Below are 20,601 nucleotides of genomic sequence, written 5' to 3' on the forward strand. Positions count from 1 at the left end.
ATTGAAAATAAGACGACATGAAAATGATAGGTAAAATAGGGTTGGGCATATTGATAATTGCAGCTAGTGCCCTTAGCATCCACGCGGTTCAGGATGCACCCACAGATGAGAATTTTGAAAAGAAATTGGTCAATGACTACAATGTTTATGCTTTGCCATTGCCAGAAAAAATGGATTTTGCAGGAGAGCCCGTACCGCTCCACAATCCGGATATTCGCGAGCGGATGGATAGGGAATTGTTGGTGAACACCTATTGGCAATCCAACGGACTGCTGCTCTTTAAAAGGGCGAACAAATACTTTCCACAGATTGAACCTTTGTTGAAAAAATATGGCTTGCCGGACGACTTTAAATACCTGGCCGTTGCCGAAAGCGGATTGGAGTACCAAAGTTCGCCCGCGGGAGCCTCTGGAATTTGGCATTTTATGAAAGGAACTGGGCTTGAATACGGCCTTGAAATAAACGATTATGTGGATGAGCGCTACAATCTGGAAAAGGCCACCATGGTCGCTGCTGAATATTTGAAAAGTGCAAAAAACAAATTTGGAAGCTGGACAATGGCCGCAGCAGCATATAATGCAGGAGTTGGCGGAATGAACAAACAAATCAACCGACAGAAGGAAACCAGTTATTACGACTTATTGCTGAATGATGAAACAAGCCGCTACGTATTCAGAATATTGGCTTTAAAGGAAATAATGACCCACCCGAAGCAATATGGTTTTAATTTCAGGGAAAAGGATTTATACACAAATATTCCTACCTATAAAGTGAAGGTGGACACCCCGGTTGAAGACTGGGCGGAATGGGTAAAACCTTACGGGATTAATTATAAAATACTCAAGCTCCACAATCCGTGGCTTCGAGATACGTACTTGAAAAATTCCTCTGGAAAAGAATACTTTATTGAAATACCTGAAAAGGGATATTATCAATAAGAAGACAGAAATAATTAATAAACCCCTAAAAAGTGTATATTTTTAGGGGTTTTGTTTTGAAGCGAAGTGATCTTTATCTTCGTCGGCTAAGTTTTTAAGAAGTGAAATTCCGTTTAAAAAAGAGTTGTAATTCAACTCAAAAGAAATTTCATATTTTTCATTGTATGGGTGCAATACGCCGCGCCTTACATCAACAATCCTTTTGTTTTCATCTATAAAAAACGAGGTGGGAAAACCAAGGCTGTGCTTCATGATTTCCACAATATGGTCGTTTTTGTTTTCCTTTTCATCAACGTATATAATGTTTATTTTTCTGGAATACTCACGAGTTGATTTCCTCACGTTTTCTTTTGAATCCCAAAATAGAATGACAAAATCGATCTCTTTGTAATATTTTTCGGCAACTTCATTAAGGGCTGGAATCTCACCAACACCGGGCGTACACCAAGATGCGTAGGTCATTAAGAAAATTGGTTTTTCGAATTTGTAGAGCTCGATCTTTTTTCCGGACAGTTTCCGTACTTTAAAGTTATCAAGATAACTTCCGTTCACCACATTGTTGATCAAGGAATCGAACAGAAATTCTGCGCGCTCAAAATCCTGAACTGCGTAAGCATTTTGAGAATTTTTCGTGTATTTCTTAATGTTTTTTCCAATCGCTTCAGAAAATAAAGGACCTTGCTCAATTTGTGATTGCGCTGAAAAAGTTACCAATAAGAAAAGATAAAGTAGTTTTCTACCCATAAGCAAAAGCTTTGGGCAAAGATACGCTACATGATTGATTTACAGCGAAGTATTCGACAAGAAGCTAATTAAAATCGACAAACAGCAAGAAAAGTAGAAACGGACTCTTAATTAAAACTATTTAAAATCTTTTTCCGCCACGGCCTCCGCGCCCAAATTGTTGCCGCGGCTGTCCCATTTTCTTCATTTGCTGTTTCATCATTTTTATTTGTTCGTCCAGCATATTGTGCTTATCCAAACTTTTGGCCTCGGCCATAAGCTGCTCCGCCTCGCGTTTTCGGTTTTTGGTCATAGCAATTCCCGCGAGGTTAAGTTTTGTCATCGCCATATCCGCAGACATATTCAGACCGAGTTTTTCGGCTTTCTTGAAATATTTTTCGGCTTCAATCATATTGGTCTGCGAAACCATCAGGCCGTTCAAATAGTTGTAGTAGCCCTCTTGTTTTGGTACCAATGAAGCCTTGGGGTTGCTTATTTTGTCGAGCCATTTCTTTGCGCCGGCAAAATCCTGTTTTCGAAGGCGAAGAAAAGCAAGCAGAATAATCTCATTCTTGAAATAAAGGAAGACGAATACCAAAGAAAGTAAAATCAGCATAATCCCATTGCCAATATTTGTTTCTGTAAATTGCCATACGGCCGCTCCAATTACTAAAGCCGCCAAAACTAATTTTATATTTTTGTTGAACATGGATAATCTTTATAAAGGGTTGCAAAGGTATAAAAACTAAATGCTTTATGGAAGATATTCCATTTCAGAAGTAGAAAATATTTCACGCAAAAGGAGGCCTAATCAATAATTTTGGGGTTGTATTTTCGGGGCAATTGCAATGCCCAAAAAAATTATGGATATTTTTTAAAAAAGGTTTGTCTAACTGAAAACTTGTTGTATTTTTGCACCCGACTTTTGAGGTAGTACCCAAAGGTTCTTAAAAAAGGATATTACGGAAGTTAAAGCATACTATAATGAGCAAAAGAACATTTCAGCCATCAAAGAGAAAAAGAAGAAACAAACACGGTTTTAGAGAGCGTATGGCTTCTGTAAACGGAAGAAAAGTTTTGGCTGCCCGCAGAGCGAAAGGCAGAAAAAGACTTTCTGTATCCTCTGAAGCCCGTCATAAAAAATAATGTTGATAAATTATATATAAAAGGTGTTGTTTAACTAAGCAACACCTTTTTTTTATACCCTAATGCGCCGTAATTTTGCGGCATCGAAAAAGTTAAAACAAATGCCTAAAAATCCTTCAATTAAATCAGTTCTAATTATTGGCTCAGGCCCCATTGTTATTGGTCAAGCGTGCGAATTTGACTATTCCGGCTCGCAATCTTTACGCTCGTTGCGCGAAGATGGCATCGAGACCGTTTTGATAAACAGCAACCCGGCAACCATTATGACCGACCCTTCCATGGCCGATCATATATATCTGCTACCGCTTACCACAAAATCAATTATAAGAGTATTGAAGGAGCATCCGCAAATTGATGCGGTACTGCCCACAATGGGTGGACAAACAGCACTGAATTTGTGCATTGAAGCAGACGAAAAAGGAATTTGGAAAGATTTTGGCGTCAAGTTAATCGGGGTGGATATTGACGCCATAAACATAACGGAAGACCGCGAAAAGTTTAGAATGTTAATGGAGAAGATAGGGGTGAAAATGGCACCTCAAGCTACCGCAAATTCGTATCTGCAAGGAAAGGAAATTGCACAGGAATTTGGCTTTCCGCTGGTTATTCGGGCATCCTATACCTTAGGAGGTGCGGGAGCTTCTATTGTTTACAAAGAAGAAGATTTTGACGAACTTTTATCGCACGGACTGGAGATTTCCCCCATTCACGAAGTGATGATAGATAAAGCGATGATGGGGTGGAAGGAATATGAACTGGAATTGCTTCGCGATAATAACGATAACGTTGTAATTATCTGTACCATTGAAAATATGGACCCTATGGGGATCCATACCGGAGATTCCATAACGGTGGCCCCGGCAATGACGCTCAACGACCGTACCTTCCAACGAATGCGGGATATGGCTATTCTTATGATGCGCAGTATCGGTGATTTTGCGGGCGGTTGTAACGTTCAGTTTGCAGTGAGCCCTGACGAGGAAGAAGAGATTATTGCTATTGAAATCAATCCACGCGTGTCGCGCTCCTCGGCATTGGCTTCAAAAGCAACGGGCTATCCTATTGCAAAAATCGCTACTAAATTGGCCATTGGATATACACTTGCTGAATTGAACAACCAAATTACAAAGTCAACTTCGGCATTGTTTGAACCTACTTTGGACTACGTTATTGTAAAGATTCCGCGTTGGAATTTTGATAAATTTGAAGGCTCCGATCGTACGTTGGGGCTTCAAATGAAATCTGTTGGCGAAGTGATGGGCATTGGCCGTTCCTTTCAGGAAGCGCTTCACAAAGCCACGCAATCGCTGGAAATTAAGCGTAACGGGATTGGCGCCGACGGAAAAAGCTACACCAATTACGAACAGATTCTCGATAAGCTGAAAAACGCGAGTTGGGACCGCGTTTTTGTAATCTACGATGCAATCCACATTGGAATTCCGCTAAGTAGAATCCACGAAATCACAAAAATTGATATGTGGTTCCTTCGCCAGTACGAAGAACTGTATCTTTTGGAAAAGGAAATTTCAAAATATACTTTGGAAACCCTTCCGAGGGAATTGTTATTGGAAGCAAAACAAAAAGGCTACGGGGATCGCCAGATAGCGCATATGCTGAAATGTTTGGAGAGCCAAGTTTACAAAAAACGTGAAGAGATGAACATTCAGCGCGTTTATAAATTGGTGGATACCTGTGCCGCCGAATTTAAGGCGGAAACACCCTATTACTATTCCACTTTTGAAAATGAAATGCAGCTTGAGGGCCAAAAGCCCTATTCCGAAAACGATAGCATTGTAACCGAAAAGAAAAAAATAATCGTTCTCGGTTCCGGTCCGAACAGGATAGGGCAGGGCATCGAGTTTGATTATTGCTGCGTCCACGGAGTGCTTGCGGCGGCGGAATGCGGCTACGAAACCATTATGATAAACTGTAACCCCGAAACAGTTTCAACGGATTTTGACGTTGCGGACAAATTATATTTTGAACCGGTTTTTTGGGAACATATTTACGACATCATTCGCCATGAAAAACCCGAAGGTGTTATTGTTCAATTGGGCGGGCAGACCGCGTTGAAACTCGCCGAAAAGCTGGATAGATACGGAATAAATATCATTGGCACCACGTATAAATCGCTGGATTTGGCAGAAGATCGCGGAAGTTTTTCAACGCTTTTAAAAGAAAACAATATCCCCTATCCCGAATTTGGAACGGCAGAAACCACCGAAGAGGCATTGGCACTCGCCGATAAACTTGACTTCCCGCTTCTGATTCGTCCATCCTATGTATTGGGAGGGCAAGGGATGAAAATCGTTATCAATAAAAAGGAATTGGAGGCGCATGTGGTAGATTTACTTCGAAAAATTCCGAATAACAAGTTGTTGCTGGACCATTATCTCGACGGAGCCATAGAGGCAGAAGCCGATGCCATCTGCGATGGTGAGAATGTTTACATCATCGGAATAATGGAGCACATTGAGCCGTGCGGTATCCATTCCGGGGATTCAAATGCTACTTTGCCGCCTTTCAACATCGGTGAATTTGTAATGCAGCAAATTAAGGACCATACTACCAAAATTGCGAAATCCCTCAACACCGTTGGACTCATAAACGTTCAGTTTGCCATAAAGGACGATGTGGTTTATATCATTGAGGCCAATCCACGCGCCTCGCGAACAGTGCCTTTTATTGCCAAAGCGTACGGAGAACCTTACGTAAATTATGCCACAAAAGTAATGCTGGGCCACAATAAAGTAACCGATTTCAACTTTAATCCTAAGTTGGAAGGATTTGCAATCAAGCAGCCTGTTTTCAGTTTCAATAAATTTCCGAACGTGAACAAACAATTGGGGCCTGAAATGAAGAGTACTGGAGAAAGCATTTTGTTTATTGATAGTTTGAAGGATGATGCTTTTTATGATTTGTACGCAAGAAGAAAAATGTATTTGAGCAAATAAGCTGATGTTTTTATTTTTTTTCGTAAATTAGTTTGTCAACCTACTTAACCCTTCTTTTATGAATAAAATTACTTTGTTCTTATGTTTTATTACAATGCATATTCTCACCGCGCAGAATGTTGTTGAAATTGCTTGGGGACAAGGGATTAATGAATCTGTGGCCAGCCCTACCATTGAAGTGGGAGACACCGTACTTTGGAGGTGGGCAGATGCTTCACAGAAAACTGTAACCAGCCTTTCCAATGGAGCTGAAACTTTTGATAGTGGAACGTTGAAGGGCGTAAATAATGAATTCTCATATACTTTTTCCAAAACCGGCGTAACCGAATACCAAAATGATTCCGACCCTTCAATGCATGGCAAAGTTACGGTGGTCAGCAAGCTTTCAACGGAGGAAAAATTTATAAAAAACCTAAATTTTTATCCCAATCCGGTAAAAAATGAGTTGAACATTGCTTCAATCTTTAATATTGACAGTTACCAGATCTATAATGTTTTGGGAACCCTGGTTTCCGAAGGAAAAGGGACCAGCAACGTTACGCAAGTGGATATGGGCCGATTGAACAGTGGGCTGTATTTTGTGAAAGTTACTTCAAGAAATATGCAGACCACATTAAAAATTGCGAAAAAGTAAAACCTAAAAATGTACTTTTTAATTGCTTGCCATTTTTAATTTCGATTAAAGTGAGGCGATTGTTCCTGTTCCACCGCCGTGATAAAATATTTGGTCTCACCCCAAATGGCGAAGGAAGCAAACCTTTCTATATAGGTCACTTTCACATAGCTTCCTTGGTATTCCTTAAGTTTTTCGATCACTTCTTTATCTTGGTCCAAAACTGAAAAAGAGAAAATCTGGGCGCCGCTAATACCTTGGCTAATCTCGCCCTCCCACGTTTTAATAATCACGCCGCGATGGCTAAACTTAATAAGCTCGCCAGCACGCGTTCCTTCACTATAGGGCACATAATATATAAATGCCATGTAGCATAGGAAGATTGCCAAAAGGCTTCCGAGAATGATGAAGAGGACTTTTTTCATAATACGTTAATTTAAATCGAGTTCGTCGTCGTTATTCACATTTGCCTTTTTTAACCACGCAGCCTTCATTTTATCCTTTGGCGAAATGCCCAATTCCTCAAGCTTGTTGATATCCTTGATTAAATTTTGGTTGCCTGTTAATTTTTTCATCGCTCCGTCGTAGGCGCTTTTTGTGGAAGCTATTCTATTTCCAACTGTTTCCAGATCGTCCAATAAAATTTTGAATTTGTGGTAAAGGCTGCTTGCGTGGTTGGCAATTTCCAGCGCATTTTGCTGTTGCTTTTCGTTGCTCCACAGCGCATCTATGGTCCGCAATGTTGAAAGCAGTGTGGTTGGGCTCACCAACAATATATTTTTCTGAAAAGCGGTATAAAAAAAGGAATTGTCAAAATTCTGGGCCAAATACAGCGCAGGCTCAATAGGGATAAACATCAAAACAAAATCGGGCGATTGGATTCCGTGCAAGTCCTCATATTTTTTTGAGCTTAATTGGGCAATATGATTTTTTAGGGATTGAATGTGGTCCTTTAAAAATCTTTCCTTTAAACCTTCATTTTCTTCGTTTACGTATTTTTCATAGGCCGTCAGCGAGACTTTTGAATCTATTACCATTCGCTTGTCATTGGGCAAATGGATAACAACATCGGGCAGCACTTTGTTTCCATCGGCATCGGTATAGGATTTTTGGACAAAATACTCCCGATCTTTGACCAAATTCGATTTTTCCAATACGCGTTCCAAAATAAGTTCGCCCCAGTTTCCCTGGGTCTTGCTTTCTCCCTTCAGTGCCTTTGTAAGATTGTTTGCCTCTTCACTTATTTTCACATTCTGTTCGTTTAGGAATTGAAGCTGTTTCCCAAGCTCTGCGTGTCCTTTGATGAAATCTTCGTTGCTTTTCCCAACTTTTTCCTCAAATTCCTTGATTTTTTGATTCAAGGGTTTTAGTATTCCTTCAATATTTTCCTTGTTCAATTCCGTGAATTTGTGGGTTTTATCCAACAAGATTTTATTGGCGAGATTTTCAAACTTGTCATTGAAATCTTTTTCGAAATTTTTGAAGCGTTCTTTTTCCTTTTCCAATTCGGAATACAGGGCTTCATATTCCGCGCTTTGGCGTGAGAGCTGCATGTTTGCCTGTTCTTTCTCTTTTTGTAAAGATTCCTTTTCCGAAGCTAAAAGCCCCAAACGTTCGTTTAGTTTTCCTTCCTGAAATTGCGCATTTTGAAGCCGTTCCTCCAGTTTGCTGGTTTCGGTCTTGTTTTTTAAACGTGCGAAAAGATTGCCGATAAATGCCCCAATCAACAAACAAATAGCAGCCAATAAAAGAAATAGAAAGGTTTCGTTCACAAGATAAAATGTTAATGGTTATTAGTTAATGGTTAGTCGGAGTGCCCGATGCCATTTTATTTCAATTTTGAAAAAGTAAAGATACTATTATCGCAGGGGCATTCAAAGACCCTACAAAATTTTAATTTTTTCCTTTTTCACAAGTAACCTTTAACAATTAACGAATTACAAACCTCCCGGTTTTACTATCAAAATCGATGGTTTCTTTTGGGAAAAGCGCATCAAACCGTCCAGCTTCAATCAGTTTGCAGGGCGAATCGAAATAGGTTTCATCCTTAGCCATTACCAACATTTTGTCGGTAAGTTGGATGGCCAAGTCAATTTCGTGGGTTGAAAAGAAGATTGTCTTTTGTGTTTCCGAAGCCAGCTTTTTCAGCAGTTTCAAAATGTATGCGCGATGGTAAATATCCAAATGGGTCGTGGGTTCGTCCAATAGTATAATTGGCGTGTCCTGTGCCAAAGCGCGTGCAATGGCAACCCGTTGCATTTGGCCATCGCTCAATTCAAAACACTTTCGTTGGGCGAGGGCAGTGGTCTCGGTGGCTTCCAGTGCAAGGTTTACGGTTTTCCCGTCTTCGTTGGAAAGGGTACCGATCCAATTGGTATAGGGTTGTCTTCCCAAGGAAACCATTTCCAAAACCGACAGATTTTTGGAGGCGGGCGCTTCGGTCAAAACCACACTCAACTGTGTCGCAAGCTGGAACGAAGAATATTCCTTTAAATTTTTTCCGTTCAGGAATATTTCGCCGGTAAGGGCGGTTTGCATCCCTGTCAACGTTCGCAGCAATGTGGATTTGCCAATTCCATTTGCGCCAACAAGCCCCACCAATTCGCCTTTCGCAATAGAAAAATTGATTTTTTGTGCAATTGCGGTATTGCCCTTTTTATTGGAATAACCCACGGCAAGGTTTCGCGTTTGTAAAATGATATGTTTTTCTTCCGAAGCCATTAAAAGAAGAGTTTTCGTTTTCTGACCAACAGCCAAATTACCACAGGGGCGCCAATCAAAGAAGTAATTGCATTTATTGGCAATGTAAATTCGCTGAAGGGCAATTGCGCCACGGTATCGCAAATTAGCATCAACAAACTTCCGCAGAGCAGCACGGCGGGGAGCAAAACCAGGTGGTTTGCGGTTTTGTAGAATTGACGCACCAAATGCGGCACCGCCAAACCAACAAAGGCTATTGGCCCTACAAAAGCTGTAATTCCTCCTGCTAGAATACTCGTTGCCAAAATAATTATGAAAGTAGTTCTTTTAATACGAAGCCCCATACTTTTTGCGTAGTTCTCCCCCAGCAGCAACGCATTTAGGGATTTACTGCTGAAAACGCTCAAAACCAGTCCCGCCAAAAAACAGATGCCCAAAATCAACACGCCTTTCCAAGATTGGTTTCCAAGGCTTCCGAAGGACCAAAAAATGTATTGTTGCAGTTGCTCCGCATTGCTAAAATAGGACAAAACCGACACTACTGCGGTGGTCACGCTGCCAAACATAAGACCGATTATCAAGATTGCCATCGTGTCCTTTATTCTAAAAGTTATCGCCAAAACCGCAAGCAGCACCAGGAAACTTCCCAAGGCCGAGGCGATTACCAAGCTCCATTGGCTCAAAAGCAGGGTTCCAAAAAATCCCCCAAAGGCACTTGCGCCCAGAATTAAAATGGCCACGCCCAAACTCGCACCGCTGCTCAACCCCAAAACGAAAGGTCCCGCCAAAGGGTTTCTAAACAAGGTTTGCATCAATAATCCCGAAATGGCCAACCCGCCGCCTGCAAGCATTGCGGTTATTGCCTTTGGCAGTCTGTAGTCCATCAAAATGTATTGCCATGTTTCTTTGGAGGCACCGTTTCCTATAAAGGCCGAAAAAATTTCCTTTAGGGGAATGGAAACTGAACCGAGGCTCAAATTCACCAAAAATGCGGCAATCAGCACCAAAAATAGCACCGTAAAATGAAACCCATATGTTTGTTTGGTTTGCATTATTGCAATTTATCAAAAAAATAAAGTTCGCGATTTGGAAACAATTCGGGGTGCAGTATTTTTATTAGGTCTTTTAAAACCAAATCGGGTCTGTTGGGAGCCAATTCAAAATAGATTACTCCTCCGGTTTCGCCTTTTTTCAAGCTATAGGAATATACATTTCCCGTTTTAAAGGCTTTAAATCGGGCGTAAACTGGGTTTGCGTTTTTCATTTCTTCCAAACGCGTGAACTGTCCCGGCCCAATCCAAACCTCGGCATCGTGGCCTTTGTCCAGGACCGATTCCAAACTTAACGATAGGCTACCCGTGCCTTTTGAATCTTTCCACAGATAATCGCCGTTGGCATCGGTTATAAACTGTGCGCCCCAACTGTCGCCCTGCGGCATATACCAAACGTCTTTGTACATTGCCCCGCTAATTACCGTTGGCGAATTTTCAGCTTCCGAAGCACGTTTTTTTGCTGAAAGATATTCGGTCTCTATGGCTTTGAAAATGCTGTCCGCTTCTTTTTCCTTATTGAAAAGCACACCGAAAAACTTGATCCATTCGGCTTTCCCCAAAGGGGAAGTTTCCGTCCAGTCTGAATTGTATAGAACGGGAATTCCGGTTTTTTCAATGGTCGTGAAGGTTGAATTATTTCCGTCAACTGCAAAACCAATGACGGCATCGGGTTTTAAATTGATTACCACTTCGGTGTTTATATCTTCGTTTCTGCCCAGCTCGGTTATTTTTCCTTCTGAAATTCTTTTGCGCGTTTTTTCCGAGGAAATATAATTTAGGTTTGGAAACCCTACCAGCGCTTCGTTTTCATCTAACATTTCCAAAGAAGGAATGTGGGTGGTGGAGGTAACGACAATACTTTTCAGCGGAATTTCAACAACGGCATCAAAACCTTCAGGATTTGGAAGGGAACCGTTTTTTTCAACCAAGGCATATTTGAAAGTCTTTTCGGTTCCCGGCCATGGGTTTTTCAATGTTATGGTTTTGTAGCCTTCAAAAATGTTGATCTCAAAGCCTTTTGCGTATTTAATGGGAACCTCTTTATATGTAGCGGAAACACTTTCTGTCCTGTTCTTGGTTTCGTTTTTACAGGAAATAAGTAAAATAATAAGTAGAAAGTAAAAAAAATTCAATTTAAAATTTGCCATTGGTTGCTTGTTGTTCCGCAGAGTTGCACAAAGGTATCACAAAGTTTCACAAAGAATTAATTGATTATTCTTTTGATACCGTTTTTTAAAACCGCCACGTGAAAATTCAATAGCAGCCCGGGTTTATAGTTTCCGAGCTTCAAATAGGTCAAAACCTGTGCAGTATGGACATCTGTAAACGCTTCAATGGTTTTTATTTCAATGACTAATTTGTTTTCTACCAAAAGGTCTATTCTATAATCGTGGTCCAATTTTATTTCTTTATACATAATTGGCATTGGTTTTTCTTGTTGAACATTGAGTCCAGCTTTTTTTAATTCGTATGAAAGGCAATATTGATATGCAGATTCAAGAAGACCAGGGGCTAATTGACGGTGAACTTCTATTGCGCGGCCAATAACAATATTTGAAAGTTGATTTTCATCCATAATTGAAAAATTGAATACTATCAAATATAGGCAAAACCGCTTTGTGAATCTTTGTGAAACTTCGTGTAATAACCTTTTAATTCTCCGAAAATTACTTTTATCTTCGCAATGAATTTTGGTGAGTTATTTTCCACAACGGAAAACGCTCTTAAAAGGGAAATAGGTAAAAGATTTTGAAGTTTTTTGCACGACAATCAAAAAATCGACTCCCGATAGCTATCGGGACTAAAATCTCCAATCCTATGCTGTTCCCGCAACTGTAAGTCGTCCCGAAGAATTTTCGGGCGTGCATTCTTCAGAACCACTGTTCGCATTTGGCGGATGGGAAGGTAGCACAAAAGACGAGCCAGGAGACCTGCCAGATTCTAACATAAAATCATCAAACTTTCGGGATAAAGGTTGAATTATGAAACAAATTTGGCTCCATATTATTTTTGTCGTTTTTCTGTGCACGGCTTCCGCATACGCACAACTGGACAGCATCCAGCACTTGCCGGAAGTGATGCTGACAGATTCCAAACTCGTCCAGTTTTCAAAAGGGTTCAAACTTGAAAAACTGGGCGATTCCTTGATTAAAAAGAATGCTACTTCCTTGACCGAAACGCTCCGTTATAACACTTCAATATATTTTAGGGAAAACGGTTTCGGAATGGTTTCATCGCCATCTTTCCGTGGCACGAATGCCGCGCAAACAGCCGTTGTTTGGAACGGAATAAACATCAATTCGGTATTTACGGGGCAGACGGACTTCAATACAATTTCACCATTAAATTATAGTGAAATTACCATAAGAAGTGGCGGCGGAGGCGTGCAATACGGAAGTGGTGCCGTGGGTGGAAGTATCCATCTAAACGATGCGTATTCCTTCCAAAAAATAGATACAACACAGGTTGGGCTGCGTTACGGAAGTTTTTCCACCGTTGGCGGAAATGCGAGCACCACACAAACCTGGGGCGACCATTATTTGAATGTGGGCGTGGATTTTATAAGTTCTGAAAACGATTACGATTATGTGGGAAAAAACCAAAAGAACACCCACGGGCAATTTGTGCGCTTTAAAGCGAAAGTGAACGAGGCCCGAAAGCTGAAGCGCGGCGTTGCTACCTGGAATTCGGAATACAGCTATAACGATCGCAATTTTTCCGGCAGTTTAAACACCAAGGGGAAAGATGCTTACAAGGACGTTACGACCCGAAATCTTTGGCAGTTGCAGCAAAAGGTCGGCGTTTTCAATACAAAGGGAAGCGTTGCCCATCTTTTTGAGCGGTATAATTATTTTCCGGATAGCGAAAAGGCATTTAATACCGGTGGAAAAGCCAATACTTTTATCGGGGCGTTTCAGGCTGAAATTTTCCTTCAAAAAAAGCTGCGATTAAACGGAAAGGTTGAATACACCTATGTGGATGCCGAGGGAGACAATGTGGGGGAAAATTCACGAAAAACCTTGGCGGCCGTTGTATTGATGAACCATAGGCTTTCGGAAAAATTTAATTATGGAATCAACCTTCGGCAAGAGTTTTTGAATGATTTTGACAATCCGTTCCTTTTTTCTGCGGATGCGAAATACAGCGTTTCAAAAAATTATGCACTTCGGCTGAATGGCTCAAAAAACTATCGCGTGCCCACCTTCAACGATTTGTATTGGTACGCGGGCGGAAATATGGATCTGCAGCCGGAAACGTCATATCAAATGGAGCTTGGGCAGGAATTTTCGGTCGGAAAGCTGAAAGCTGATGTTGCTGCTTATTATATTTCTTCGGAAGATTTAATAAAATGGGTTCCCGGAAATGGCGGGCTGTGGCAGCCCATAAATATCAGCAAAACCAGAAATTATGGCATTGAGGCTGTTCTTGGGTATTATTTAAAATTCAGCAAACGGCATTCTTTGGATTTTAACGCAAACTATTCCTATACCAAAGCGGAAGATTTGGAAAAGGAGAAACAGCTTATTTACGTGCCTTTCCATAAAGCTGCTGGCACGATGGAGTATAGTTTCAACTATTTTTCGGTTTATGTTCAAGGCCTGTTCAACGGGGAGGCTTATACGACCACAGACAACAGCGAAAGTGTGGACCGTTATACCGTCTTCAATATTGGGGCGCAATACACGTTACCATTTAACCCAAATATAACTTTTGGCGGGCGGCTTAAAAATGTTTTTAATGTATATTATGAAAACGTGGCATACAGACCGATGCCCTCCCGAAACCTTCAAATATTCTTAAACTTTAATATATAACTAAAATGAAAACTATGAAAAGAATAATTTTTATGACCCTTACTGTTTTACTATTTGTGTCTTGTAGCAGTGATGATGACAACCAGCCGGAATATATTCCAGCGGCTTTTGAAAAAGGGATATTAATTACCAACGAAGGGCCTTTCAACAACGGAAGTGGCAATATCACTTATATTTCTGAAGATTACAGCACGGTTGTTCAAAATATATTTAAAAACGTAAATGGAAGCAATTTGGGCAATATAGTACAGTCCATGGGCTTTCAGGATAACATTGCATATATTGTGGTAAGCAATTCACAAAAAATTGAAATAGCCAACCGCTACACTTTTCAGCGTATAGATTCCGTAACAACTGGTTTGGTGAATCCGCGTTATTTTGTGTCTGTGGGCGGCAATAAGGGGTATGTGAGCAATTGGGGTGATCCCAATGACAATACAGACGATTATTTGGCTGTTTTGGATTTAAGGACCAATACGGTTTCTGCAACTATTCCTGTGGCTTTTGGGCCAGAGAGAATGGTGGTGGCCAATAATAAAATATATGTAGCACACCAAGGGGCGTACGGGCAGAACAACCTGATATCCGTGATTTCCGGAACCACGGTTGAAAGCACTATACCTGTGGGCGATGTTCCAAATTCCATGGTGGTTTCTGGAAATACACTGTACGTGCTTTGCGGTGGAAATCCAAGCTATACGGGCAGCGAAACTGCGGGGTCTTTGGTAAAAATTGATCTTGCAACGGGGCAGGTTTCGCAGACATTCTCTTTTGGCACAACTCAGCACCCCACCAGCCTTACAATGGATGGCGCCAAACTATTCTATAACCTTGACGGAAAAGTTTATAAAGTGGACACTGCTTCCATTTCATTACCGGGAGCTGATATAATCAATGGCAACTTTTACACCCTTCAAGCAAAAGATGGAAAATTGTATGCTGCCGATGCAAAGGATTATGCAAGTAGGGGCTCTTTGATAATTTACGACCTATCGACCAATCAGCAAATCCAGGAATTTGAAACGGGCATTGTTCCGGGCGGAATTTATTTTAACGAATAAACTTTTCTGAAAATAACAAAAAAAGAATCCATTAAATCTAAAATTTTAATGGATTCTTTTTTTACTGACCACTGAATTACCAATTTCCAATCATTTTTCCATCAATCGGAGAATTTGCTTTACTATCTGAAATCTCTTTCAATGCCTTGAAATCCTTTTTTCTGTTGAAAGGTCTTCCGGCAATCTCAAAAAGCGCTGCGGCAAGAAGAGGTTCGTTTTCATCGCCCAATTGGCCTAAGTCGAAATAATCTTCCTTTAAAGCAATCTGCGGAAATAAACCATCATTGTAATCTGTGTTTCCTGCAACGTTGGAAGTTTTGAAGACCAGTGGAAGCATTGCATAATAATGGGAAGGGCTTGCTTGCTGTCTGCTGAAGGTAGGGGCTGGCGCATCATAAAGTAAAAAGGAAGCCTGAAATTTCCCCGTAGTGGTATCGCCAACCTGTACCGTGTTTATGTATGGGTTAAGCCCATTTATAACCAACTCGCTGGCAGAGGCTGTCCTCTTTGTTGTTAAAATATAAACATTGTTTAGGTTAAGGCTGTTTATAGTCGAACCGTTGCTGATGGAACTGTCAAAAAGTCCGTCCGATGCATTTGCAGCTTGCCGGTCGGCATTCCAAAATTCCTTGTAAAAAACCTGTCCGTTAAACTGTCCCGTAATCATGCTGGCTAAGTCGGTAGCTGTTTCAACTGATCCACCTCCATTATAGCGAAGGTCCAAAACAAGATTGGTAATCCCTTCGGCTTTAAATTGTGCAAAGGCATCGTTTAGTTGTATGTCATAATCTGTAATAAAGCCATTGTACATCAAATAGCCTATTTTTTCTCCGTTAACGTTTAGGGTCTTTGTTTTAAAAACAGGGTTTTCGCTGTATTGGGTCTTGTTTAAAAGAACGGTTTCGCCCGTGGGTATAAAATTAGTGCCGTCATAAGTCGCCAGACCAATGGTATAACTGTTTGGAGTCTGCAAGTCTATATAGTTTTGGCTGGTTATTTGTTGCCCGTCAATAGTGGTGAACAAATCACCGCGTTTTAACCCTCGTGCTTCCGCATCAGTGTTCGGCAACACATAGCGCACATAACCAAATACATTGCCGCTGTTATCGGGATAATACACCAGACCAAACTCCATGCCGTTGCTCAGGGTAACTCCGTTTAAGGCATCCTCAATTACCCTAAAGTCGCTGAAAAGACTGCTGAAACGATCCCGTGGCGACAACAAATAATCGAACAAAGCTTCGGGAGTGTCGTAGTTATTCAGAAAGCCATCGAGTTCGCCTTGGCTGGCGAAAGCATCGTTTGCAAGTTCCGGCGTATCCGCCTTGTACAGGTAATAATAATTTAAGCCCCGGTATATAAAGTTTTGAATATCAAGCGTTGAAGCTGGCTGGATATTGTCGTCCAAATCTTCAAAACAGGAAACAAAAAGTGTGGAAATAGCCAAAAGGGGAATGAAAATTTTTCTTTTCATAAAAAGGTTTATTTACGTTCGGTATTAAAACAGGTAAATTAGGGATTATATTGCAATGGTAAAAATATGTTTTTTAGTCGAAATTATTCCAGCTGATCCAAAATGAATTCTTTTGGATTTGAAATAGGACTTAAGGGGAAACAGAACGGATCGGTTTTTTATGACGAAGCAGTCCTGTGCCCTGATTCCTGTTTCATTTCGAAAAAGGATTGTAACAAAAATGGACGCCATTCGTCATTTAAATAGAAGCCGGAAAAACCACAACCACCAAAATGGACAAAACCGAATTTATTGCTTTAGTAATGCCCTATAAAGATAGGCTCTACCGTTTGGCCAAAAGAATTTTGGTGTCTAAGGACGAAGCAGAGGATGCCGTACAGGAAGTGTTTTTGAAACTGTGGAACGGAAAGGAAAATATTGAAAATTATAAGAACCCCGAAGCATTTGCAATCACGATGACCAAAAATTATTGTTTGGACCGATTGAAATCGAAACAGGCCTCTAATTTGAAGATCGTTCACAGCAATTATCAAACTTCAGAAAATATTGAAAGGAAAATCGAGGCCAATGATGGGGTTGAAATGGTTTTCAGAATTATGGAAACCTTGCCGGAACAACAAAAAATAGTGCTTCAACTGCGGGATGTGGAGCAATTTGAGTTTTCAGAAATCGCAAAGATGCTGGACAGCAACGAAACAGCAATACGAGTGGCGCTTTCCCGCGCACGGAAAACAGTTAGGGACACAATGATAAAAAATTACAATTATGGAATCGGTTAACGTAAAAAAATTACTGGAAGCCTATTTTGAAGGCAACACCAGTCTTGAAGAAGAAAAAAAACTGCAAGACTATTTCACCAATCAAACGGTTGCGGACGATTTGGTTCAATACCAACCAATCTTTGCAGGGTTGAAAGCCGCAAAAGAGGAACGCTCTAGCAAAGCCTTCACATTACCGGAAAGCAAACCGAAAACGATCAAAACTTGGTGGTATTCAGCAGCGGCAATTTTGGTGATGGCATTTGGAGCGGGAAGCTTTTACTTTTCGCAACCACATTATACGCAGGAAGAAAAGGAAGCCTTAGCTGCTTTTGAAAAGAGCAAAAATGCAATGCTGCTGCTTTCGGAAAATTTAAACAAAGGGGCGGAACAGCTCACGTTTGTGAAGCAATTTGCGATAACTAAGGATAAGATTTTTGAATAAAAAAAGGTTGCAGTCGCGGTTTTTAGTCTCAGTCTCAGTCGCAGTCGCAGTCGCAGTCGCAGTTTACAGTAACAATAGTATCCATAGCATCAGCAGAATCCATAGCATCCAATACACCAATAAATAAAAAACAATAGCAATAAATAATAAAAAATAGCAATAAACAATAAAAAATAGCAATAAACAATAAATACTAAGCAATGAAAAAAACAGCAATACTAATAGCACTGGCAATAGCGCCGATGGTTTCTTGGGCACAGAACGCTTTTGATTCCTTTGAAAACGAAAAAGATGTAACCTCGGTAGTGGTTACAAAAAACATGTTCAAGCTTTTGAGCAAGATGGACCTAAACTCCTCCGATCCCGAGGCCCAGGCATATCTTAAAATGGTGAATGATCTGGACAACATCAAGATTTTCACGACAGACAACCCCGCGGTAGCAAAACAAATGGACGATGCGGTGGCAAAATATATTTCCACTTCCAAGAATTTGGGCGAACTGATGCGCGTGAAGGAAGACGGCAAAAACATTAAATTCTACAGTAAGGAAGGTAAAAACGATAATTTTGTTAGTGAACTGTTGATGCACCTGGACGGGATGGTTGACGGAAAACCGACCACGGTAATCATGAGCATTACGGGCAATATAGACTTGAAGCAGATTTCAAAACTTACCGAAGATTTAAAAGTGCCCGGTAGCGATCAGTTGAAGAATATTGACAAAAAGAAAAAGCAGTAATGATGGCACTTCTAAAATATTTTATAGCCTTGGTATTGGGCACAATGGCGCTGGTTTCCTGTAGCGACAAATCTCTGCAGAAGTATTTGGTGGAAAAACAGGACGATGATAAATTTGTGAAAATGGACATTGCAGCCAGCTTGCTTCAAGGAAGAAACAGCAACTTTACGCAGGAAGAGAAGGATATTCTGAATACCATCAAGAAAGTGAATGTGGTTGCCTATCCCATCATTGAGAATGATACGGCCGATTACGAAATGGAAAGACAACAGTTGAAATCTATCTTGGACCAAGAGCAATACAAAGAATTGACCCGGATAAAAAGCAACGATTGGGATGCCACTTTAAAATATACCGGGGAGGAGGATGCCATTGATGAAGTAATTGTTTTTGCGAGCGACGATAAGCGCGGCTTCGCGGTCTTCAGAGTGTTGGGCGAAAATATGCGCCCGGACCAAATGTTGAAATTAATGAAATCTGCCGAGCGCGGCGATTTGGATGTCTCCAAATTTGAAGGATTCGGCAATATATTTAAAGATTAAATTAGTTGATTAATAGTTGAAAAGGGCTTCTTCCTAGCTAGGTTGAAGCCTTTTTTTATTCCCCAACTCTTTAAATCCCCGTGTAGTTTCCGGGGGTGATGTTTCGCATTTCCTGTTTTACGCTTTCGGGGATTTCCAAGGTTTCAATGAAATTAGCGATGGAAGTTTGGTTAATCCTTTCGTTGGTTCGCGTAAGGCCTTTCAGTGCTTCGTAGGGGTTTGGGTAGCCTTCGCGGCGTAGGATGGTTTGCAGTGCTTCAGCAACCACGGCCCAATTGTTTTCAAGGTCTTCAGCAAATTTTACTTCGTTCAGCAACAATTTGTTCAACCCTTTTAAAGTGGAATGGAACGCAATGAGCGTATGCCCAATAGGAACCCCAATGTTCCGCAATACCGTGCTGTCCGTAAGGTCGCGTTGCAATCTGCTGATGGGAAGTTTCCCTGAGAGATGCTCAAAAATAGCATTGGCAATACCCAGGTTTCCTTCACTGTTCTCAAAATCTATGGGGTTTACTTTGTGTGGCATGGCACTGGACCCTATTTCGCCAGCTTTTATTTTTTGTTTGAAATAATCCATAGAGACGTATGTCCAAATATCGCGATCTAGGTCAATCAAAATGTTGTTTATTCTTTTTAGGCAATCAAAAAGGGCGGCCATGTGGTCGTAATGTTCAATCTGTGTGGTGGGGAAGGACTGGTGGAGGCCTAAAGTTTCCTGTACAAATTTTTTCCCGAAAGCGCGCCAATCGATGTTTGGATACGCTACTTTATGGGCGTTGAAGTTCCCGGTTGCACCACCAAATTTTGCGGCACTTTTTACATCGTTCATCAAATCAAACTGTTCTTCAATGCGGACCACGAATACTTCAATTTCTTTTCCCAAACGGGTTGGGGAAGCCGGCTGGCCGTGCGTTCTTGCAAGCATGGAAACCTGCGCCCACTCCTCGGAAAGTGCTTTCAGTTTGTTTTTTACCTCTACTAAAAGCGGCACATACACATTGTTTATGGCATCTTTCAAAGATAGTGGAATGGCCGTATTGTTTATATCCTGCGAAGTCAATCCAAAGTGGATAAACTCTTTGTATTGCTGAAGTTTTAAAGCATCAAATTTTTCTTTGATGAAATATTCAACCGCTTTTACATCGTGGTTGGTAACCTTTTCGATCTCTTTAATTTTAATGGCATCCTGAACTGAAAAATTCAAGTAAAGCTCGCGTAATTCATGGAAAAGATTTCTGTTAAAATCCTTCAATTGCGGTAAATCCAGTTCCACCAAGGCGATAAAATATTCAATTTCCACCTGCACACGGTACCGTATGAGCGCTTCTTCAGAAAAAAACGGGATCAGGGCTGCGGTTTTTGGGGCGTATCTGCCATCAATAGGCGAAATGGCTTGTAGAGCATTGGTGTACATGGTTCAAAATTTAAAAGCGCAAAGATACGAAACGCTGTCGAGTTATAAAGGAAGGGTTTGCTTATTAAATTTGGAGCATTTATATGGTTTGTATTAACGGAATGCCAATAAAATCCCGTTTTAAGATAACGGATAGTTAAAAATAAGGCGGTTCAATAAACTTTAAGATTTCATTATAAATATAAGTTTGGTTCGGGTTGTAATTTTAATGGTGAAAAGAAAAATG

General features: G+C 40.8%; 20 protein-coding genes and 1 riboswitch. Of the genes, 10 read left to right on the plus strand and 10 right to left on the minus strand.

Annotated elements, in window-relative coordinates; translation table 11 throughout:
• The first annotated feature begins 17 nt into the window (after positions 1-17).
• Positions 18-938 carry a lytic transglycosylase domain-containing protein gene (locus tag POV26_RS05355; RefSeq protein ID WP_272855442.1) on the plus strand — a complete coding sequence of 307 codons (921 nt, stop codon included), beginning with the start codon at positions 18-20 and terminating at the stop codon, positions 936-938.
• Between the two features lie 42 nt (positions 939-980).
• On the opposite strand, the gene POV26_RS05360 is transcribed toward POV26_RS05355, so the two are convergent.
• Entirely contained in the window at positions 981-1,682 is a 702-nt protein-coding gene (locus POV26_RS05360) for a TlpA family protein disulfide reductase (protein WP_272855443.1), read from the minus strand.
• Positions 1,683-1,803: 121 nt separating this feature from the next.
• A complete protein-coding gene (locus tag POV26_RS05365) occupies positions 1,804-2,370 on the minus strand; it encodes a DUF2892 domain-containing protein (RefSeq protein WP_272855444.1) in 567 nt (188 codons plus the stop codon).
• A 275-nt stretch (positions 2,371-2,645) separates the two neighbouring features.
• On the opposite strand from POV26_RS05365, the gene rpmH reads away from it, so the two are divergent.
• From rpmH to POV26_RS05380, 3 genes are all read left to right on the plus strand, one after another.
• Complete coding sequence (rpmH, locus tag POV26_RS05370; RefSeq protein ID WP_068760675.1) at positions 2,646-2,807, plus strand: 50S ribosomal protein L34; 162 nt, start codon at positions 2,646-2,648, stop codon at positions 2,805-2,807.
• 101 nt (positions 2,808-2,908) lie between these two features.
• On the plus strand, positions 2,909-5,761 hold the full coding sequence (gene carB / locus POV26_RS05375; RefSeq protein ID WP_272855445.1) for a carbamoyl-phosphate synthase large subunit: 2,853 nt from the start codon (positions 2,909-2,911) through the stop codon (positions 5,759-5,761).
• 58 nt (positions 5,762-5,819) lie between these two features.
• The gene (locus POV26_RS05380) at positions 5,820-6,395 is read left to right on the plus strand and encodes a T9SS type A sorting domain-containing protein (RefSeq protein WP_272855446.1); all 576 of its coding nucleotides are present in this window, start codon (positions 5,820-5,822) and stop codon (positions 6,393-6,395) included.
• 35 nt (positions 6,396-6,430) lie between these two features.
• Here POV26_RS05380 and POV26_RS05385 read toward each other — a convergent pair whose 3' ends face one another.
• The 6 genes from POV26_RS05385 to POV26_RS05410 all read right to left on the minus strand — a co-directional run bounded on the left by POV26_RS05385 (position 6,431) and on the right by POV26_RS05410 (position 11,702).
• A complete protein-coding gene (locus POV26_RS05385) occupies positions 6,431-6,799 on the minus strand; it encodes a 6-phosphogluconate dehydrogenase (RefSeq protein ID WP_272855447.1) in 369 nt (122 codons plus the stop codon).
• A 6-nt stretch (positions 6,800-6,805) separates the two neighbouring features.
• Positions 6,806-8,146, minus strand: coding sequence for a DNA recombination protein RmuC (locus POV26_RS05390; protein WP_272855448.1), 1,341 nt, complete (start codon positions 8,144-8,146; stop codon positions 6,806-6,808).
• Between the two features lie 157 nt (positions 8,147-8,303).
• Positions 8,304-9,095: an ABC transporter ATP-binding protein gene (locus POV26_RS05395; RefSeq protein WP_272855449.1), complete on the minus strand. Its 792-nt coding sequence runs from the start codon at positions 9,093-9,095 to the stop codon at positions 8,304-8,306.
• Entirely contained in the window at positions 9,095-10,126 is a 1,032-nt protein-coding gene (locus POV26_RS05400; protein ID WP_272855450.1) for a FecCD family ABC transporter permease, read from the minus strand. Before POV26_RS05400 ends, POV26_RS05395 begins: the two co-directional genes overlap by 1 nt.
• Positions 10,126-11,274 carry an ABC transporter substrate-binding protein gene (locus tag POV26_RS05405; protein ID WP_272855451.1) on the minus strand — a complete coding sequence of 383 codons (1,149 nt, stop codon included), beginning with the start codon at positions 11,272-11,274 and terminating at the stop codon, positions 10,126-10,128. Before POV26_RS05405 ends, POV26_RS05400 begins: the two co-directional genes overlap by 1 nt.
• Before the next feature lie 56 nt (positions 11,275-11,330).
• On the minus strand, positions 11,331-11,702 hold the full coding sequence (locus POV26_RS05410; RefSeq protein ID WP_272855452.1) for a GxxExxY protein: 372 nt from the start codon (positions 11,700-11,702) through the stop codon (positions 11,331-11,333).
• Positions 11,703-11,801: 99 nt separating this feature from the next.
• A riboswitch (cobalamin riboswitch) is annotated at positions 11,802-12,079 on the plus strand.
• A gap of 29 nt (positions 12,080-12,108) precedes the next feature.
• Between POV26_RS05410 and POV26_RS05415 the strand changes: the two genes are divergently transcribed.
• Complete coding sequence (locus POV26_RS05415) at positions 12,109-13,941, plus strand: TonB-dependent receptor (RefSeq protein WP_272855453.1); 1,833 nt, start codon at positions 12,109-12,111, stop codon at positions 13,939-13,941.
• A gap of 14 nt (positions 13,942-13,955) precedes the next feature.
• Complete coding sequence (locus tag POV26_RS05420) at positions 13,956-15,002, plus strand: YncE family protein (protein ID WP_272855454.1); 1,047 nt, start codon at positions 13,956-13,958, stop codon at positions 15,000-15,002.
• A gap of 76 nt (positions 15,003-15,078) precedes the next feature.
• On the opposite strand, the gene POV26_RS05425 is transcribed toward POV26_RS05420, so the two are convergent.
• Complete coding sequence (locus POV26_RS05425) at positions 15,079-16,476, minus strand: S41 family peptidase (protein WP_272855455.1); 1,398 nt, start codon at positions 16,474-16,476, stop codon at positions 15,079-15,081.
• A gap of 272 nt (positions 16,477-16,748) precedes the next feature.
• On the opposite strand from POV26_RS05425, the gene POV26_RS05430 reads away from it, so the two are divergent.
• From POV26_RS05430 to POV26_RS05445, 4 genes are all read left to right on the plus strand, one after another.
• Positions 16,749-17,255, plus strand: coding sequence for an RNA polymerase sigma factor (locus tag POV26_RS05430; RefSeq protein ID WP_272855456.1), 507 nt, complete (start codon positions 16,749-16,751; stop codon positions 17,253-17,255).
• Positions 17,242-17,679 carry a hypothetical protein gene (locus POV26_RS05435; protein WP_272855457.1) on the plus strand — a complete coding sequence of 146 codons (438 nt, stop codon included), beginning with the start codon at positions 17,242-17,244 and terminating at the stop codon, positions 17,677-17,679. Before POV26_RS05430 ends, POV26_RS05435 begins: the two co-directional genes overlap by 14 nt.
• Positions 17,680-17,879: 200 nt before the next feature.
• Positions 17,880-18,419, plus strand: a complete 540-nt coding sequence (locus POV26_RS05440) for a DUF4252 domain-containing protein (RefSeq protein ID WP_272855458.1) — start codon at positions 17,880-17,882, stop codon at positions 18,417-18,419.
• Complete coding sequence (locus tag POV26_RS05445) at positions 18,419-18,961, plus strand: DUF4252 domain-containing protein (RefSeq protein ID WP_272855459.1); 543 nt, start codon at positions 18,419-18,421, stop codon at positions 18,959-18,961. The genes POV26_RS05440 and POV26_RS05445 overlap by 1 nt, the downstream gene beginning before the upstream one ends.
• Before the next feature lie 70 nt (positions 18,962-19,031).
• Here the strand turns inward: POV26_RS05445 and purB are convergent, their stop codons facing one another.
• Positions 19,032-20,375 carry an adenylosuccinate lyase gene (gene purB / locus POV26_RS05450; protein WP_272855460.1) on the minus strand — a complete coding sequence of 448 codons (1,344 nt, stop codon included), beginning with the start codon at positions 20,373-20,375 and terminating at the stop codon, positions 19,032-19,034.
• Positions 20,376-20,601: the final 226 nt, after the last annotated feature.

Origin of the sequence: Aequorivita todarodis, assembly GCF_028561335.1 — a bacterium.
GTDB lineage: Bacteria > Bacteroidota > Bacteroidia > Flavobacteriales > Flavobacteriaceae > Aequorivita > Aequorivita todarodis.

Bases quoted from the DNA above. Each gene is read 5' to 3' on its own strand.
- POV26_RS05355 (WP_272855442.1), top strand. From the start codon at position 18: ATGAAAATGATAGGTAAAATAGGGTTGGGCATATTGATAATTGCAGCT.
- POV26_RS05360 (WP_272855443.1), bottom strand. From the start codon at position 1,682: ATGGGTAGAAAACTACTTTATCTTTTCTTATTGGTAACTTTTTCAGCG.
- POV26_RS05365 (WP_272855444.1), bottom strand. From the start codon at position 2,370: ATGTTCAACAAAAATATAAAATTAGTTTTGGCGGCTTTAGTAATTGGA.
- rpmH (WP_068760675.1), top strand. From the start codon at position 2,646: ATGAGCAAAAGAACATTTCAGCCATCAAAGAGAAAAAGAAGAAACAAA.
- carB (WP_272855445.1), top strand. From the start codon at position 2,909: ATGCCTAAAAATCCTTCAATTAAATCAGTTCTAATTATTGGCTCAGGC.
- POV26_RS05380 (WP_272855446.1), top strand. From the start codon at position 5,820: ATGAATAAAATTACTTTGTTCTTATGTTTTATTACAATGCATATTCTC.
- POV26_RS05385 (WP_272855447.1), bottom strand. From the start codon at position 6,799: ATGAAAAAAGTCCTCTTCATCATTCTCGGAAGCCTTTTGGCAATCTTC.
- POV26_RS05395 (WP_272855449.1), bottom strand. From the start codon at position 9,095: ATGGCTTCGGAAGAAAAACATATCATTTTACAAACGCGAAACCTTGCC.
- POV26_RS05400 (WP_272855450.1), bottom strand. From the start codon at position 10,126: ATGCAAACCAAACAAACATATGGGTTTCATTTTACGGTGCTATTTTTG.
- POV26_RS05405 (WP_272855451.1), bottom strand. From the start codon at position 11,274: ATGGCAAATTTTAAATTGAATTTTTTTTACTTTCTACTTATTATTTTA.
- POV26_RS05410 (WP_272855452.1), bottom strand. From the start codon at position 11,702: ATGGATGAAAATCAACTTTCAAATATTGTTATTGGCCGCGCAATAGAA.
- POV26_RS05415 (WP_272855453.1), top strand. From the start codon at position 12,109: ATGAAACAAATTTGGCTCCATATTATTTTTGTCGTTTTTCTGTGCACG.
- POV26_RS05420 (WP_272855454.1), top strand. From the start codon at position 13,956: ATGAAAAGAATAATTTTTATGACCCTTACTGTTTTACTATTTGTGTCT.
- POV26_RS05425 (WP_272855455.1), bottom strand. From the start codon at position 16,476: ATGAAAAGAAAAATTTTCATTCCCCTTTTGGCTATTTCCACACTTTTT.
- POV26_RS05430 (WP_272855456.1), top strand. From the start codon at position 16,749: ATGGACAAAACCGAATTTATTGCTTTAGTAATGCCCTATAAAGATAGG.
- POV26_RS05435 (WP_272855457.1), top strand. From the start codon at position 17,242: ATGGAATCGGTTAACGTAAAAAAATTACTGGAAGCCTATTTTGAAGGC.
- POV26_RS05440 (WP_272855458.1), top strand. From the start codon at position 17,880: ATGAAAAAAACAGCAATACTAATAGCACTGGCAATAGCGCCGATGGTT.
- POV26_RS05445 (WP_272855459.1), top strand. From the start codon at position 18,419: ATGATGGCACTTCTAAAATATTTTATAGCCTTGGTATTGGGCACAATG.
- purB (WP_272855460.1), bottom strand. From the start codon at position 20,375: ATGTACACCAATGCTCTACAAGCCATTTCGCCTATTGATGGCAGATAC.